The organism is Psychrobacter sp. AOP7-B1-25 (assembly GCF_052376195.1).
In the GTDB taxonomy this organism is placed as follows: Bacteria; Pseudomonadota; Gammaproteobacteria; order Pseudomonadales; family Moraxellaceae; genus Psychrobacter.
In genome coordinates, this window is the sequence record NZ_JBQSVK010000002.1 from 242,810 (window position 1) to 260,262 (window position 17,453).

Here is a 17,453-nt window from a genome sequence, read left to right on the forward strand (position 1 = left end):
TTTAAGTCTTATAACTTATTGATAGTCTCATTCAGTTGCTTATTAAACGTCTCATCTGTCACTTGTCCTGTCTCAACATCGAAATTATCAAAGAAGTTGGGCAATGACAATGCACCTTTGACATCAGCGGCAAAGAACGGCGCTGAGCCTTTAGCTGCAGCAAGCACACTTTGCGCGCCGCTAGATCCTGGTGATGTAGCAAGCATAATCATTGGCTTGTCTTGATAAACTTTCATATCGATGCGTGACGCCCAGTCAAACAGGTTTTTATACGCGGACGTATATGAGCCATTGTATTCAGCAAATGAAATAATAACAGCGTCAGCGTCCCCAATCGCTTGATAAAAATCATGGGCAAATTGTGGGATGCCGCTCTCTTTCTCACGCTCTTCGCTAAAGATTGGCATCTCAAGATCATGAATATCGAGTAGCGTCACATCGGCATCGTCGATTTGCGCGGCGCTATAACGTGCCAATTTTTGGTTAATAGAGTTTCTGCTGTTGCTGGTGCCAAAGGCAAGTACGTTCATTATAAAATCCTTATGTTTGCCTACCATATTTCAGGTAGCGTCATTATCAGTAAAAGGTATAACACGCAAAGAATCTAACAGGCTGATGATGTTTATCACCAGTTGTTTTTGCGCGTTTGTGCTTGTATTCATCTCGAATAGGGACTATTGTGCGACCTAAACCTAAGTTGAGGTCAAGAAAAAAATGCAAAAAAGACTCACGCCTGATTGGATATCGGTCGGTCTGCTAAGCGAAAGAACAGGCGTAGCGGTGTCTGCGCTACATTTTTATGAACGTAAAGGACTAATAAAAAGTCAAAGGAACAACGCCAATCATAGACAATATCCAAAGCATGTCATCCGTATCGTCTCATTGATTCAAGTGGCGCAGCGTACGGGATTTTCTTTAGAGGAGATTTTGCTAGAGCTTGATGAGCTGCCCAATCACACTCGCATCACGCTTAAAGATTGGGAAGCGTTGGGGCTCAGATGGCAAGCGGAATTGGATCGCAAGATTGTTCAGCTGACTGAGCTGAAGAATATGATGAGCGACTGTATCGGCTGCGGCTGCCTATCACTGGAACGCTGCAAACTGCTTAACCCTTATGACGAGCTGGGTGAAACAGGCGTAGGGCCACGTTTGATGACGGAGTAATTTTGAGTTGATAGCCGTTTTTTATGACTTATTAGCATTAAAAATATCATAAAAAAGCCCACGCTATCGTGGGCTTTTTCTATAGCTAACAGTGGTACTTAAGGAGTGATTATTCCCACTCAATCGTCGCAGGTGGCTTGCTCGACACATCATACGTCACGCGTGATACGTCAGCGATTTCGTTCATAATGCGATTCGATACCGTCTCGATCAAATCGTACGGCAGATGCGCAAAGCGAGCCGTCATAAAGTCTACAGTCTCAACCGCACGTAGCGCGATTACCCATGCATAGCGGCGACCATCGCCGACCACGCCGACAGACTTGATAGGTTGGAACACGGCAAATGCTTGTGCTGTCTTGTCATACCAGCCTGAACGCTCAAGCTCTTGCATAAAGATGGCATCAGCCAAACGCAATACATCAGCGTATTCTTTCTTAACTTCACCAAGGATGCGCACGCCCAAACCTGGACCTGGGAACGGATGGCGATAGATCATTTTGGCAGGTAAGCCAAGCGTAATACCTAGTTTACGTACTTCGTCTTTGAACAAATCACGCAATGGCTCAATCAGCTTAAATGCCAAGTCATCTGGCAAACCGCCTACGTTATGGTGACTCTTAATGACATGTGCTTTGCCTTGATGCGACTTAGCAGATTCGATCACGTCTGGGTAAATCGTACCTTGTGCCAAGAATTCAACGACTTGTCCGTCGCTCTGCTCACTCACCTGACGCGCGCTATCAGCGAATACGTCAATGAAGGTTTTACCGATGATTTTGCGTTTCTTCTCTGGATCAGACTCGCCTGCTAGCGCATCTAAGAACAAATCCTCAGCATCGACACGCACGACTTTTACGCCCATGTTTTCTGCAAAGATTTGCATCACTTGGTCGCCTTCGTGCAGACGCAATAGACCGTTATCAACGAACACACAAGTCAGCTGATCGCCGATTGCTTTGTGCAATAGCGCAGCAACCACTGAACTATCAACACCGCCAGATAAACCAAGCAATACTTGCTTGTCACCGATTTGCTCTTTTAACTGGGCGATACGCATATCAGCGATGTTGTCTGGTGTCCAATCGCCAGCACAGCCGCAAATCTGATGGACAAAACGACCAAGCAACTCTTGACCCTGTAGCGTATGCGTTACCTCTGGATGAAACTGTAAACCATAATATTGCTTGTCGTCATTGGCCATAATCGCAATTGGACAGCTTGGCGTGCTAGCAACGATGTCAAAACCTTCAGGCACTTCGATGACTTTGTCGCCATGGCTCATCCAAACATTGAGTTTAGATGCGTTTCCTTCAGTCTTGCTGTCTTCGATACCGTCAGTCAGCTGCGAATGACCAGTGACATCAATGGTCGCAGCACCAAACTCATGAATATCACTGGCATGAACTTGCCCGCCGAAACGATCTGCCATCGCTTGCATACCGTAGCAGATACCTAATACTGGCACGCCTAGCTCAAACACCGCGTCATTGATACGTGGGCTGTTTTCTGCATGGACGCTCTCAGGGCCACCCGACAAGATGACGCCTTTTGCGCCAAAGTCGATGATGCGCTGAGTGTCGATGTCATAAGGGAACATCTCACAAAATACCCCAGAATCGCGCACACGGCGGGCGATCAGCTGGCTATATTGCGAGCCAAAATCGAGGATTAAGATGCGATCTTCTTTGATTGCAGGAGTGGCAGCAGCAGTGGTCATAAATCGATATCCATCAATAGATAAATTGGTGCCCTATTTTAACAAGTTTACGCCCTCTATTGGCTATTAGATGGTTAATTATTAACAGTTATGCATAAATATTTAAATTCATGAAAAATAAAATCGGGAAAATAATCGGTCGAAAGACCAGTATTGAGTAAAACTAAAACCTATTGATTAAGGTGATATATGAAACCAATCAAACAAAATCTTCCATTTGCCGTTACTATACCTATCGTCAATCTACTATTGATTGTAGGTATAACGATTGAATTAGCAATCATACAATAGTGCCTGTCTAGTATTGTCTAACTGGTCAGACACTGTAGACGACGATAATTTTTCGAATACCCCAATGTTCATAATGGGCCATATAACACGTACAAAAAAAGGAATTTCTAATTCTAGGAGCGCTGATTAAGCTAAAACAGTAACGTCAAATATAAAGAGACAATAACATGAGCAACACGAATAACGATCAAAATCCAAATAAGGACACAAGCAAACTCTCAAAAGAATACCTGCCAGATTACGTAAAGGCGCGATCAAAGCATCATAGTCCTCCGCATCTAGGCACTTTTGATGTCGGTATGTCAGTACCACAGTGGCGACCTGACCACGTACCTGATACTCGTATTGATAAATTCACTTTCTTTATGGTGCTGGTTATCCTTTTTAGTATCGCCATACCTTTGATACTGTTCCCTGAGCAGGGTAAGGCTTGGGTCGGTATAGCTCGCAGCTTTGTAGTAGATAACTTTGGCTTTGCTTATCTCACATTCGGCGCGCTATCCATAATGTTTGTGATCTACATCGTAATATCTGATATCGGTAAGATCAAACTAGGCCGCCCAGAAGAAACACCTGAGTTTTCAGACGCTTCTTGGGCGTCCATGTTATTTTGCGGTGGTATTGGTGCCAGTATCCTTTATTGGGGTCTGATTGAGTGGGCATATTATTATCAAGGTCCTCCTTTTAACTTACCTGGCGGCTCACCTGACGCCATTCGCTGGGCGACTACCTACGGGATTTTTCACTGGGGGCCTGTGGCTTGGTCTATCTACTTAGTGCCTGCTGTGGCTATCGCTTATTTTTATTATGTACGTCAAAAACCTGTGCTTAAAGTTAGCCAAACGCTCATGCCATTATTGGGGGAAAAGCTAGCAAGCAGCAACTGGGCCAAGTTATTAGATGTATTGTTTATCTTCGGCATGGTTGGTGGTGGCGCCACAACGCTCGGTCTAGCATCTCCACTGATCAATGAAGGGTTATACAATCTATTTGGTTTGCCACGTAACACCACGATGCAGATTGTCGTGTTATTAGTCACTACTATAATTTTTGCTTATAGCGCCTATCAAGGGCTAAAAGGCGGTATCCAAAAGCTCTCCAACATCAACTTTTACTTGGCTGTCATTTTCTTATTATTCATTTTGGTTGTCGGTCCAACTGTCTTTATCTTGAATACTGGGTTAGAGGCTATCGGGCGCTCTATCACTGAAATGCCACGCATGATGACGTATATCGAGCCATTCAAAGACTTCCCAGAGTTCGGTTTTGAACACACAACCTTCCCGCAAGATTGGACGGTGTTTTATTGGGCATGGTGGTTAGTATTTGCGCCAACGATTGGATTGTTTATTGCCAAAATCTCGCGAGGTCGTACGATACGCAATATGGTACTAGGGTCAATGTTTTATGGCTCGCTTGGCTGTGCTATGTTTATGATTATCTTAGGCAATTATGGTCTGTATTTACAGTTGACGGGGGCGGTCGATGTAGTGGCGGTACTCAATAACGAATCTCCAACCGCTGCCATCTTTGCTATCTTAAATAGCTTGCCGATGTCTTATTTAGTCATCGCGGTATTTACCTTTTTATCGGTTATCTTTACTGCCACAACCTTTGACTCAATCTCTTATATATTGGCGTCTGTCGTCCAAAAAGAAGTGGATGATGAGCCGCATCGTTGGAATCGCTTGTTTTGGGCATTCACTTTATGTTTATTACCCGCTACTTTGATGTTCTTAGGAGATCTGCAAACTTTACAAACCGCGTCTATTTTCGCTGGTGCACCGCTCATCATTATTTTGGGTATGATGATGATATCTGTGATTAAAGCCGCTCGATATGACCTTGAGTATCAACCTGACTACAGTGTCAAAACCATCCATATCGAAGAGCTACCTGACAATGCGCCGTGGGAAGAAGGCGAAACCTCGGAAGCACTAGAGGGCTCAGTCCTGCATCAAAATGAAGAGTGGGAGCAGATGCGTGAGGATACTGAAAATGCTGAGAACCCTGAAAATAATAGTTAATCATTGAGCGTCACAATGATTGCCGTTTGATATTATTCAAAAAAACTAAAAAAGGCTGGACTATATCGATAGTCCAGCCTTTTTATTTGTACGCTATACCAGTCAATTATATAGCTTCGGCTGATTCGCCCAATGTCATTTCACTCAATGCCATATGCATACGATTTAATCCTTCGAGTAGCAATGCTCTAGGACAGGCCACGTTAATACGCATTTTGAGATGCCCTTCCTCACCGTATTTATATCCTGCGCTCAGCTCAACCTTGGCAGCTCGCAGTGTGTTATATAGTACTTGATCATCTTGACCATACGCCGAGCAGTCTATCCAAATCAAGTACGAAGCTTCTGGACGCATGACCTTAATCTTAGGCAAATGCTGATTTAAAAACTGCACCGTTAACTCGATATTGGCTTCGATATAACTCAGCGCCTGCGTCAGCCACTCACCGCCCTGCTCATAAGCCACACGCATCGCTGTATAAGCAAATAGATTCAGCTCGTATTCGTCATTTAACTGCTGCTGTTGGCTGATTTTTTGGACCAATGCTTCGTCTGTCGCAAATATCATAGAACCTTTGATACCCGCGATGTTAAAAGTTTTGGTCATCGATGTCAGGCTGACTACATTATGCTCATAGCCTTTAGCTAGGGTTAGAAATGGCGTAAACGTGTAACCAGTCAAGGCCAAATCTTGATGAATCTCATCACTGACAATTGCTACGTTGTGCTTTTTGCAAATCGTAAGCAGTGCTTCTAACGCGTCTGTCGTCCATACGCGCCCGCCTGGATTTTGCGGGTTACACAGCAGATAAAGCTTAACGTCATGCTCGATAATTTTGGCTTCGATATCAGCCAAATCCAGCTGATATCTACCCTCAACCTCTTGTAACGCTGAGGTTATGAGCCGACGACCATTCTGCTCAACCTTGCTCATAAACGGCGTATAAATAGGATCGTTGACCAGTACTGCCTCACCTACTTCGGTAAAGACATTCATCATTAGCGCTAGGCTTGGTACGACACCGGGGGAAAACAATATATTCTGCTTTTTCAGCGGCAAATCATAACGACTGCCATGCCACTGAATAATTGAGTCATACAGGGCATCGGTAGGTTTGGTATAGCCCAATATGCCGTGCTGCACGATTTGCTCAACTGCATCTAAAATAGGTTGGGCGGCTTTAAAGTCCATGTCTGCGACCCATAGCGGAATCGTGTTATCGGTATAGTGCCACTTGAGTGAGCCTGTATTACTTCTATCGATTATTTCATCAAAGTTGTATTGCATTGGTATTCTTCTTAATTATAAAAATAGTGGTTTAGGGTACAACATGAAGGGCGTCATCGCCAATGGCTTTATGGTTGTTGTATAGATACACGAATAGTTAGCGTGTTTTAAACCATGACTATTGAATAATCCGCTTAACTACTTTTTGAAGGTGTAGAGTATTTATTGCTTGAGCTGTCATTATAAGTTAATGTGAAAGGTGTATAGTTAATCTAAACTACTAAATGGAACTAATGTCATCACCGTATGATAATTATAGTCGGTTCAAGATAATTTAGATGCAAGGAAGGTAAGTGTAACTGCTAAAAATAGTAGGCTAAGCAAACCTGACAACGTATTTCATTTATATAAGATTGACTATATTTATCTGATGATATCAAGCCACTTATAAACCCACCCTAAAGCTACTATGGCTTTTTTACAGGACTATGCATAATGAAAATGGACTCTCTATCAAACCTAGCACTTAACAGTACAACGCTCAAAGTTGGTGCGATTACGTTAGCCATCGCCGCAACTACGGCATGCACAACTATGGCAACAGGCGCTGATCATAAAATGTCAGATGCCCAAACTACCACAAGTGCTACTAGTAGTACTGCCATCGCGCTTGGTAAGGCGGCAATGGCTGGTGGTACCAACGATACCGTCGCTATCGGCAGTCAAGCCAATGCAGGTCTAAACTCAGCAACAGCTGTCGGTGGTCAAGCCAATGCTGCTGGTCTAGGCTCAACCTCTATCGGCTGGCAGTCAAAAGCCACTGCTGAACGCGCGCAAGCGTTTGGCCATCTAGCCAACGCTAGCGGTGTTCGCTCTACCGCTGTCGGTGAAGCAGCTATGGCAGGTGGCAACAATGATACCGTTGCTGTCGGTAATAAAGCCAATGCGGGTCTAAATTCAGCAACGGCTGTCGGCGGTGAAGCCAATGCCGCGGGGCTAGGCTCAACCTCTATCGGCTGGAAATCAAAAGCCACTGCTGAACGTGCACAGGCATTTGGTCATCTAGCTGATGCTAGTGGTGTTCGCTCTACTGCTGTCGGTGAAGCAGCTATGGCACAAGGCGCAACTTCAGTAGCAGTGGGTAACAAGTCTATGGCAGGCGGTATGAATAGTATCGCTATCGGTAACGAGGCAAAAGCATCTAAAGACAACCAAGTTGTCTTAGGTAATGCAGGCCAAGTTCAGTCAAGCACTGCAGCACAGTCAGGTACCGTCAGAATCGTCACAATCGATGACAATGGCACGCTAGGTACGATGATGGTTGATTACTATAAATCAGCTAAATAACTATAGTTGAGCGGTTAACACTGACGCTAGTATGGTTAGTCATACTAGCTAAAACAAAAAACCTCGCGACTGCGAGGTTTTTTTGGGTGATACGTTCGACTAAAGAGGACTTTTACGGAAGTTTAAAAGATAACTCCACATATCGACCTTTTAACTTTTGCGTATGAGAAATAACTCTTAAACCATATTAGTATTAACGCCCTTTAAACTCAGCCTCACGTCTCTCAACCATCGCCATCACACCTTCTTTGGCATCTTCTGAATGAAACAGCGGTGGTAGATAGCTATGGATATTAGCCAATGCAGTCGCTGCACCATTACGGCTGGCATCTTGTGCTGACGACAATGCGCCTCTCACACCCAAAGGTGCGGCTTTGCAGATCTCTTGTGCCAGCGTCAATGCACGCTCGTACTCAGTCCCATTTGCCACCACTTCACTGACTAAATTCAGTCTATCAGCCGTTTGCGCATCGAATGCTTTACCAGTGAGTAGATATGGCATGGCTTTTTGCCAACCTGCTGCCTCGACGAAACGTACCGTCGCACCGCCAAATGGCATGATGCCGCGCTGTACTTCCATTTGTGCAAAGTTACAGTTATCACTAGCGATGACCACGTCGCTATTTAGCATCAGCTCAATAGCCACGGTAAAGCAGGTGCCTTTGACCGCTACGACCACGGGTTTGGTACGCAGTTTTCCACTAATTCCCCATGGGTCGATTTGATCGTCATTAAACTCAAATACACCATCGTTTAGCTTGTCTTGTAGTTCGACCAAATCCAACCCAGCGGTAAAATGATCACCATAGGCAAATATCAGTGCACAGCGTAAGTTGTCGTCTTGCTCGTAGCGAGTCATCGCATCAGACAACTGCCCGATCATATGACTGTCAAAGGCGTTACGTTTATTAGTACGATTGAGCCCGACAAGGCAAACATGGCCTTGCGTGTCATAAGTGATGCGATTGTCTGTGCTGTTACTGTCCGTAGTCATGGTTTCATCCTTGTTCAAATAATCATTGGCATATAATGAGTGGTTATATAGTCAAATCTCGATAATTTATGTTTAGAGATTGAGCGATAAGTCACCTTTAATATAGACACCCTCGTTCTATAACACAAGCAATAGAGATGACTCGCATAGTGCAAAAATCGATAAAAGTTGACCTCATTTACGATAAGTGCAACTATGTTGCAGGTCTAAATATGGTTCAGAGCATTTTATGGAATTTTGGCATGGTTTTTTGCTTATCACCAGCGTCCACCTACTCGCTGCCGCCTCACCAGGGCCTGACTTTGTCTTAGTATCGCAGCAGACATTGGCAAAAGGTCGACGCACTGGTTTGATTTGTAGTCTCGGTATTACCTTAGGTCTTGCCGTGCATATCATCTATTCGGTATTGGGACTGGCGACGGTCATTGCTCACTCGCAGCCGTTATTGACCACTATTAAATGGTTGGGCGGCGGCTATCTGATTTATTTGGGATGGCAAGGTATCCAAGCCAAGCCTAAAAAACCAGCAGATTTAGCCACAGCCGATCTTTTAGGAGAAACGCATCCTTTAGAAGGCGCAAACCCGTTAGAAAGCGCAGACTTACAAGTGAGCTCCAGCGCTCACCTTTCACAAGATACGCTCACCAGCCAAACCAACCTCCCAACTAAAGCAGCCACTATCAAAAAACCACCGAGCAATAGCGAATCAACCTTTGCTACATTGCGTCGAGGATTCTTTTGTAATGTCTTTAATCCAAAAGCGCCTGTCTATTTCGTCGCCATCTTTACGCTTGTATTGTCGCCTGACATACCGCTTTGGCAACTGGCTATTTATGGCGTATGGATGATGATCTTACAGATGTCATGGTTTAGTACGGTCGTAATGCTACTCTCTATCCCTGCTATTCACCGCCGCTTTCAAAGGTTTGAGCATTGGATTGACCGCGTATTAGGTACAGCGATGATAGTATTGGGATTAAACCTCATTTTACGTAACCGATAAAACGTTTGTTTGCGGCGAAATCTGCTAAAATGGTTGATTATATTCAAACATCAAAGCCACGCACTATGACCAGTTATCCCTCGAACAGTAAGCACAGAAACAGATCTCCTGCGACCGCAAAAAAGCTCGGTCAGCTGCACCCACGCAACCCGCACCAAGGTCGTTATGACTTTGCGGTACTGACTCGCGCTTTACCCGAGCTTGCTGAACATACGATTACCAATCCTAAAGGTGAGTCGACGATTAACTTCTCGGATCATCAGGCTGTGCGCGTGCTCAATAGAGCACTGTTGGCCAACTATTATGGGGTCAAGTTTTGGGATATTCCTGAAGGTTATCTATGCCCGCCTATCCCTGGTCGTGCAGATTATATTCACTACATCGCGGATTTATTGGCGCAAACCACTCATGTAAATGCTGATAACACGCCGCCGACAGGCAAAGAGATTCACGCGCTTGATATTGGTACTGGTGCTAGTGCCATCTATCCTATCGTTGGCAGCCAGAGTTATGGCTGGCGCTTTACCGCAAGCGATATTGATCCTATTTCGGTCAATACTGCAGCGTTAATTTGTGTGTCAAATCCAAAACTGAAAAACTCAGTTAAAGTAAAGCTCCAGCCTGAGCCTAAATTCATCTTTAAAAACATCATCGGTCGTCAGGATTATTTTGATATCGTGGTTTGTAATCCTCCGTTTCATGCGTCTTTAGAAGAAGCAATGGAAGCCAATAGCCGTAAGCAGCATAACCTGCAACGCCATCGTGGTAAAAACGAAAGCCCTCAAATCGGTCGTCATTCAACCAAGTCAGGTAATGCCGCACAAAACCTAAACTTCGGTGGTCAACATAAAGAGCTGTGGAGTGAAGGTGGCGAGATTGCTTTCTTAACCAAGATGATAAAAGAAAGTCAGAGCTTTGCAGAGCATGTCGGTTGGTTTACTAGCCTCGTCTCAAAGTCTGAAAACGTGAAGCCGTTACAGCTGCTACTAAAGCAACTAAATGTCACTCAAATGCGTATCATTGAGATGAGCCAAGGCCAAAAAAGCACGCGTATATTAACATGGCGTTTCGACACCGACGAAGAGTAATCACTAAACAAGACTACTAACACCTTGTTTCACGTGAAACAAAAAGGCACCGCTTTGAAATTCAAAGCGGTGCCTTTTTTTAAAGATTAATTTTTACAACGACTAATTTTTATTAAAGCTAGCGCGTGTCATCAATTAGATTATGAGCATTAAAATGAGTAAACTGATGTTAAATAAGGAAAAACTCGCAGTAAATATGACCATATTGATAAGAGTTTTGACACCGTTTAGCGAAAATTTAGCCAAAAAACATCACCTTTAGCCCAATTAAGATAAGTACCGTACCGCCCAATGCTTCTGCTTTATCTTCTAACCACGTCCCCGATCGCCACCCTAGATAAACACCAAGTAAGCCAAATACAGCGGTAACGATAGCAATAATCAGACAAGCTAACCAAGCATTGATTGTCAATAAGTTGAGCGTAAATCCCGCTGCCATCGCATCAATACTGGTCGCAATAGCAAGCGTAAATAAAGTGCGCTGACTGATCTGTTTTTGTACGGTACTGTTGATTGAAACAGTATCAGTATTCACTTCAACCTTTTTACTTTCAGTGCTTTCATCAACATCATTAGCCTCATCAGCCCCATTAACTCCAAAGAATACTTCGTAAAGCATCTTTCCACCGAGAGCGATAAGAATAAAACCACCAATCCAAGGCGCAGCCGCTGCCAACCAATCTAACAGTGCAGCACCTAATAAGTAGCCTATAAGCGGCATTACGCCCTGTGCAATGCCAAAGTATAGAGCAGCATAAATAGCCAAACGCAGCACATAATAATGACTTTGCTTTTGTAATTTAGCCCCTAACCCGATCGCGACTGCAAACGCATCCATGGCCAGCGCGATAGCAAGTAGTATTACCTCAATCATTTTGTTTTTCTCATAAAATGGTCAGATTTTTGTTCCACGTGAAACAAAAATACCGCTTTGGATGCCAAAGCGGTATTTTTATATGCTATCAGAACAAGTCCCAAACTCAGATATCAAACTTAAGGTCTAAGGCTAGATATCAAGATTAGAAACGGTCAACGCATTCTCTTCAATGAAGATACGGCGTGGTTCGACATGATCACCCATCAAACAGGTAAACATGTGATCAGCGGCGATGGCATCTTCGATAGACACACGCAACATACGACGGTTTTCAGGGTCCATCGTGGTGTCCCATAACTGATCCGCATTCATCTCGCCCAAACCTTTATAGCGCTGAACGGATAGACCACGACGTGCATCGACCATCATCTGTTGCCACAAATAATCAAAGTCTCGTATCGGCATATCTTTACTACCACTGTTGCTCTCACGGCGGATAAAGGCATCATCCTCAAGCAATGTATTCCATTCGCTTGATAAACGTAACAACTTGCTATACTCACCTGAGTTAATAAAGCTAGCATCTAACAGATAATGATGGGCTAACTGGTGAACATATACTGTGACGCGTGGTAGCCATTGGGCCTTAGTAGATAAAGCCTCACTATCTGACGCTTCGCCCTCTTCGTTGCCTACTACTGGCGTCATACCCAATAGATCTGCTGCGGCTGCATCCATATCTTTTGGCTGCGGCGCATGGATATTAATCAGTTCAATCTCAGGACTTAGATCGCTACCAAATTGATCAAGCTGAGTTTGCATAGATGCTTTCCATGCTTGCATCTCAGACTCATCATAAGTCATATCTGCCGTCAGCTTTGGCGTATGCGTTAATGCGTCCAAAATCACCGCTGGAAAACGAATTTGTAAACGAGCTTTGACCAACTGCGTTTGGTTATAGTCGTTAAGCAGTGCTTCAAGAGCTTGTCCAGTAATCGCAGGTGCATCAGCACTGATATGTAGCTTAGTATTATCGATTGTTGAAGACAGTAGATATGCTTTGAGTGCTTCATCGTCTTTTAGATACAATTCTTGACGGCCTTTTTTTACTTTATATAGCGGTGGCTGAGCAATATATACATAGCCGCGCTCAATCAATTCAGGCGTTTGACGGAAGAAGAACGTCAATAACAACGTACGAATATGCGATCCATCAACATCGGCATCGGTCATGATGATGATTTTATGATAGCGTACTTTATCAGGGTTATATTCGTCAGGACCAATACCGCAGCCAAGCGCAGTAATCAGGTTACCAACTTCAGCAGAAGACAACATTTTGTCAAAGCGAGCACGCTCAACGTTCAGAATTTTACCTTTTAGTGGCAAAATTGCTTGCGTTTTACGGCTACGGCCTTGTTTAGCGGATCCCCCTGCAGAGTCACCTTCCACAATATAGAGTTCCGATAGTACAGGATCCTTCTCTTGGCAATCAGCCAATTTACCAGGTAGCCCTGCAATATCTAACGTCGTCTTACGACGTGTCATTTCACGTGCTTTACGAGCCGCATCACGAGCACGTGCTGCTTCCATAATTTTATTAGCAATAGCTTTACCAGCACTTGGGTTTTCTAATAAATAATCATTGAATTTATCGTGCATTGCTGATTCAACAGCAGATTTGACTTCGCTTGAAACCAGCTTATCTTTAGTCTGACTTGAAAATTTTGGATCAGGCACTTTCACAGAGACGATAGCTGTCAATCCTTCACGAGCGTCATCACCAGTTGCAGCAACTTTCTCTTTCTTAAATAAGTTTTCGCGATCCATATAGCTATTTAAGCCACGTGTGAGTGCTGACCTGAAACCTGATAAATGAGTGCCACCATCTTTTTGCGGGATATTGTTAGTAAAACACAATACCTTTTCGTTATATGTATCCGACCACTGTAGCGCGACTTCTACGCTGATACCGTCATCTTGTTGGCTGGTAAAGTGGAATACTTCGTTGATACCATCTTTGCCTGCATTGATATAGCTGACAAACTCTAGCAAGCCACCTTTGTGTTCAAACTCATGACGCTTATCAATACGCTCATCAGTCAAAACAATACGCACACCAGAGTTCAAAAATGATAGCTCACGTAAGCGTTTTGCTAAAATATCATATTCAAAGATTGTACCTGTAAACACATCGGCACTAGGGTAGAAGCGAATTTGTGTACCTGTTTTATCAGTGGCTTCCATTTGCTTAATATCAGCATCAGGCACACCATCAGTATAAGTCTGATGATAGTGATAGCCTTCACGCCAGATGTTCATCTCAAGTTTTTCAGAGAGAGCGTTAACTACTGATACCCCTACACCGTGCAAGCCACCTGAAACTTTATAACTGTTGTCATCGAACTTACCGCCCGCATGCAGAACAGTCATAATAACCTGAGCCGCTGATACACCCTCTTCTGGATGAATATCAACAGGTACACCGCGACCGTTATCCATCACACTGACAGACTCATCTTCGTGAATAACGATATCAATCTGATCACAGTGACCAGCAAGCGCCTCATCGATAGAGTTATCCACTACCTCAAAGACCATATGATGTAAGCCCGTACCATCATCGGTATCGCCAATGTACATACCTGGACGTACGCGTACTGCCTCTAACCCGCGTAAAACACGGATATCTTTAGAGCTATAATCAGAAGGTAACGCGTCAGAAACCACAGCAGATACTTCCGTTTCGGCAACGTTGTCAGCCGTCAATTGCTCATGGTCGGTCGGTAATGAATCACTCATGTACATTCCTTAATCTAGCCATAATCAGCCGTTTGTCACGGACCCATCACTACGATGGTGCCTCATAACGTTATTTTTGACTTAACTTTTATCGTCGAAAATTTTGATACATATGTTTGGCTAAAGTACGATTAGCCAAAACCTTACAAGATATGACAGTAACTCAAAAAAACACAAAGTCGGTATTTAAATCACGCTAACACTCGTTTCTTTTTTTTAAACATTATTAAAACCAGAGCTATGAATTAAATACAACATTATCAACATCTTACAAAGAAACAGACAGTAAAGAAAATCCATTCAATATCATCAAACAACTTGCTGAAAACAGGATAAAAATAAAGCTTAATTTTAGCATTTTTTTGCTTCTAAGTCACTGTTTACTGGCAGTTTTATGGCTATTAAACCGTTTTGAGTAAAGTAAAAAAACAAAGGCATCAGAAAAGCCTTTTTAGGCAAGTGTGATTTGACCTTGTTTCACATGAAACATATTAGGTTTCGGCCACAACTGTTGAACCAGTGGTGCGATTTCATCAGTCAAACTGGTCATAAACACCTGACATGGCAGTTGAGACAATGTCGTTAATAGAATATTTATCGCTCTAACATCAAGCTCTGCCGTAATATCATCCAGTAATACCACTGGCGTAATACGCGGTTGCGATGCCGAAACAGACAAATCACTATCCTCTATCGCATTAAGAAGCAATGGCAGTTGTGATAGACGCAGGGCTGTGATGAGTAGCTTTTTTTCACCGCGAGATAATACGTTCGCAGCCTGTTCTTTTAAAACAGGCAGTTTTCCGTTTATATCAGCCTCTATTATCACGTTTGAAGATTCTTTATTGCGCTCTGCTACCTCATTAGAGCGCCAATGCACATGAATGTCAGCGCGATGATTACCAATGCGGGTGTAGCCCAACTGCAAATCCTGCTCTAAACGCTCGCTCAGCTGTATATCAAGTGCCACGCTAGTATCATAACCTGCGTTATAGCTTAAGCTTAACTGCTGCGCATAGGACGGCAGTAGTTGTGAAACACTCTCTGAAAAGTAAGGCTGCCATTCGGTAAATATCCGCTCACGATAATGGTGAATCAACGCCGCATGATTACTCAAGCCTTTATCCCATGATTTTAGTTCAGAGAGCTGTACTTGAGTTAATTGTCTCGTCTTTTTTAGTAAACTATTGCGCTGTTTCAATAGACGCTGGTAAGCCACCCATTGCGGATGAAACCCTTGTTTCATGTGAAACACTAACCAATCTAGCAGCTGTCGACGGCTCGCACTTCCCTGCTCCAACATATCCATTGTTGATGGATCTATCAGCAACGTAGGTAGCTGTTCTGTCAGAATGCTTTGGTTGTAAACAGTGGTTTGATTGAGACGTAAGACAGTTGTAGCATCTGCTTGCTTTTGAATAGCTAAAGTACGACTATCATTGAGCTTAGCATGAACAGTCGCGTTATTTTGATGATGCTGGATATAGCGTTTAGGTTGGTGATGGCGAAAGCTCTTACCTCTTGATAACAAGAATATAGCTTCGAGCAAAGAGGTCTTACCACTGCCGTTAGCACCGACAATAACATTGCAAGCAGCAGGCTGTAAGCTAAGTTGAGTAAGATTTCTAAGGTGTGATATTTGTAGACGTTCAATCATGGTATCGATAGCCGCCCATTAAAGCCTGCTAATATAGCAGGCAAAAGTTTATTAGAATTGATATTCAGTACTGGAAATAAAACTCTTTGAAACGTATTACTTCTATTCAATTCCATTTATTTTTAAAGAAAAAGAACACTATATACGCATTGGCATAATGACGTATTGATGGAATTCATCATTTAGCTGATTGACCAGTACAGAGGCATTAGATTGGCTCATATGCATTTGCAAGTCACCTTGGATGACACCTAATACATCTTGCAGGTACGCAGCGTTAAATGACAGTTCCATTGGCTCACCTTGATACTTAGCTTGTATCATCTCAACCGCTTCATCTTGCTCAGCATTGTTAGCACGCACTTCTACCATGCCATCACTAGCAAAATTGAAGACCACACCACGAGATTTCTCATTACTTAAAATCGCAACGCGGCGTAGCACATCTGTCATTTTTTCTTGGTTGAATAACGCCAGTTTATCGGTATTGCTTGGCATAACACGGCGATAATCAGGGAACTTACCATCAATCAAACGCGCCGTAAAAGTCACCATCAAGTTATCGCTCACCTGCCCTGTACTATCTACATCACCAAACGGCAAGCTTACCTGCAGAAACTCACGCCCAAAGCTCAGAGTAACTACATTGTCCTGATCTCCAAGCATCTTACCAAGCTCGGAAGCCAAGCGCTCAAGCTCAATCACTGCCTTACGTGGCAAGATAGCCTGCATATTGAGATCTGCACTCACATTGATAACACTACGAGCCAATGCCAACCTATGGCCATCAGTCGCTACCGTTGTCAGTTGCTGCTGTGACACATCAAATAGCATACCGGTTAGATAATAGCGTACATCTTGAATCGCCATCGCAAACTGCGTCTTATGAATTAAGTCTGTCAGACGATTACGACTGATAGTCAGAGGTGTAATATTTTCAGGATTACCTAAGCTTGGATAGTCTTCACTTGGTAACGTCCCTAATGTAAAACGGCTCTTACCACTAGTTAACAAGCAACGCTCATTTGCCTGAGTGGCTAGATCAACTTGCGCCTGTGCAGGTAGCGACTTGCAAATATCCTTTAGCTTAGTTGCAGGAAGCGTCGTGGTACCTGCTTCAACACAAGCACCAGCAGGCAATTTCAATGTCGATGTCAGCTCTACCTCTAAATCTGACGCTGTCAAAACAAGCTCAGATTCTGATAGCTGTAGCTTGATATTACCCAATATGACCATATTGTGGCGTTTATCAGCGGCCTTGGCGATCAAGTTGATAGCTTTTAGTAACGATTCTCGATTGATCGATAATTGCATG

13 protein-coding genes are annotated in these 17,453 nt (G+C 43.6%); 5 read left to right on the forward strand and 8 right to left on the reverse strand.

What is annotated here, in order from left to right; all coding sequences use genetic code 11:
* Positions 1–8: 8 nt before the first annotated feature.
* Positions 9–530: an NADPH-dependent FMN reductase gene (locus ACT3QR_RS03695; RefSeq protein WP_444520039.1), complete on the reverse strand. Its 522-nt coding sequence runs from the start codon at positions 528–530 to the stop codon at positions 9–11.
* Positions 531–714: 184 nt separating this feature from the next.
* Between ACT3QR_RS03695 and soxR the strand changes: the two genes are divergently transcribed.
* Positions 715–1,164: a redox-sensitive transcriptional activator SoxR gene (soxR, locus tag ACT3QR_RS03700; protein ID WP_444520040.1), complete on the forward strand. Its 450-nt coding sequence runs from the start codon at positions 715–717 to the stop codon at positions 1,162–1,164.
* A gap of 109 nt (positions 1,165–1,273) precedes the next feature.
* Here soxR and guaA read toward each other — a convergent pair whose 3' ends face one another.
* Positions 1,274–2,884 (reverse strand): glutamine-hydrolyzing GMP synthase, encoded by a 1,611-nt coding sequence (guaA, locus tag ACT3QR_RS03705; protein ID WP_444520041.1) that lies wholly within the window; start codon positions 2,882–2,884, stop codon positions 1,274–1,276.
* 458 nt (positions 2,885–3,342) lie between these two features.
* Here guaA and ACT3QR_RS03710 point away from each other — a divergent pair, with 458 nt between their 5' ends.
* A complete protein-coding gene (locus ACT3QR_RS03710) occupies positions 3,343–5,202 on the forward strand; it encodes a BCCT family transporter (protein WP_444520042.1) in 1,860 nt (619 codons plus the stop codon).
* Positions 5,203–5,308: 106 nt separating this feature from the next.
* Here the strand turns inward: ACT3QR_RS03710 and ACT3QR_RS03715 are convergent, their stop codons facing one another.
* A complete protein-coding gene (locus tag ACT3QR_RS03715) occupies positions 5,309–6,490 on the reverse strand; it encodes a MalY/PatB family protein (RefSeq protein ID WP_444520043.1) in 1,182 nt (393 codons plus the stop codon).
* Between the two features lie 435 nt (positions 6,491–6,925).
* On the opposite strand from ACT3QR_RS03715, the gene ACT3QR_RS03720 reads away from it, so the two are divergent.
* Positions 6,926–7,777, forward strand: a complete 852-nt coding sequence (locus ACT3QR_RS03720; RefSeq protein WP_444520044.1) for a hypothetical protein — start codon at positions 6,926–6,928, stop codon at positions 7,775–7,777.
* A 193-nt stretch (positions 7,778–7,970) separates the two neighbouring features.
* Here ACT3QR_RS03720 and ACT3QR_RS03725 read toward each other — a convergent pair whose 3' ends face one another.
* Positions 7,971–8,771, reverse strand: a complete 801-nt coding sequence (locus ACT3QR_RS03725; RefSeq protein ID WP_444520045.1) for a crotonase/enoyl-CoA hydratase family protein — start codon at positions 8,769–8,771, stop codon at positions 7,971–7,973.
* 229 nt (positions 8,772–9,000) lie between these two features.
* Between ACT3QR_RS03725 and ACT3QR_RS03730 the strand changes: the two genes are divergently transcribed.
* The gene (locus ACT3QR_RS03730) at positions 9,001–9,774 is read left to right on the forward strand and encodes a LysE family translocator (RefSeq protein WP_444520046.1); all 774 of its coding nucleotides are present in this window, start codon (positions 9,001–9,003) and stop codon (positions 9,772–9,774) included.
* Positions 9,775–9,803: 29 nt separating this feature from the next.
* Entirely contained in the window at positions 9,804–10,862 is a 1,059-nt protein-coding gene (gene rlmF / locus ACT3QR_RS03735) for a 23S rRNA (adenine(1618)-N(6))-methyltransferase RlmF (RefSeq protein ID WP_444520047.1), read from the forward strand.
* Between the two features lie 238 nt (positions 10,863–11,100).
* Here the strand turns inward: rlmF and ACT3QR_RS03740 are convergent, their stop codons facing one another.
* From ACT3QR_RS03740 to dnaN, 4 genes are all read right to left on the reverse strand, one after another.
* A complete protein-coding gene (locus ACT3QR_RS03740; protein ID WP_444520048.1) occupies positions 11,101–11,736 on the reverse strand; it encodes a manganese efflux pump MntP in 636 nt (211 codons plus the stop codon).
* A gap of 132 nt (positions 11,737–11,868) precedes the next feature.
* Positions 11,869–14,481, reverse strand: a complete 2,613-nt coding sequence (gene gyrB / locus ACT3QR_RS03745; protein WP_444520049.1) for a DNA topoisomerase (ATP-hydrolyzing) subunit B — start codon at positions 14,479–14,481, stop codon at positions 11,869–11,871.
* Between the two features lie 451 nt (positions 14,482–14,932).
* Positions 14,933–16,138: a DNA replication/repair protein RecF gene (gene recF, locus ACT3QR_RS03750; RefSeq protein WP_444520050.1), complete on the reverse strand. Its 1,206-nt coding sequence runs from the start codon at positions 16,136–16,138 to the stop codon at positions 14,933–14,935.
* A gap of 138 nt (positions 16,139–16,276) precedes the next feature.
* Positions 16,277–17,452, reverse strand: a complete 1,176-nt coding sequence (gene dnaN, locus ACT3QR_RS03755; protein WP_444520051.1) for a DNA polymerase III subunit beta — start codon at positions 17,450–17,452, stop codon at positions 16,277–16,279.
* Position 17,453 lies beyond the last annotated feature (1 nt).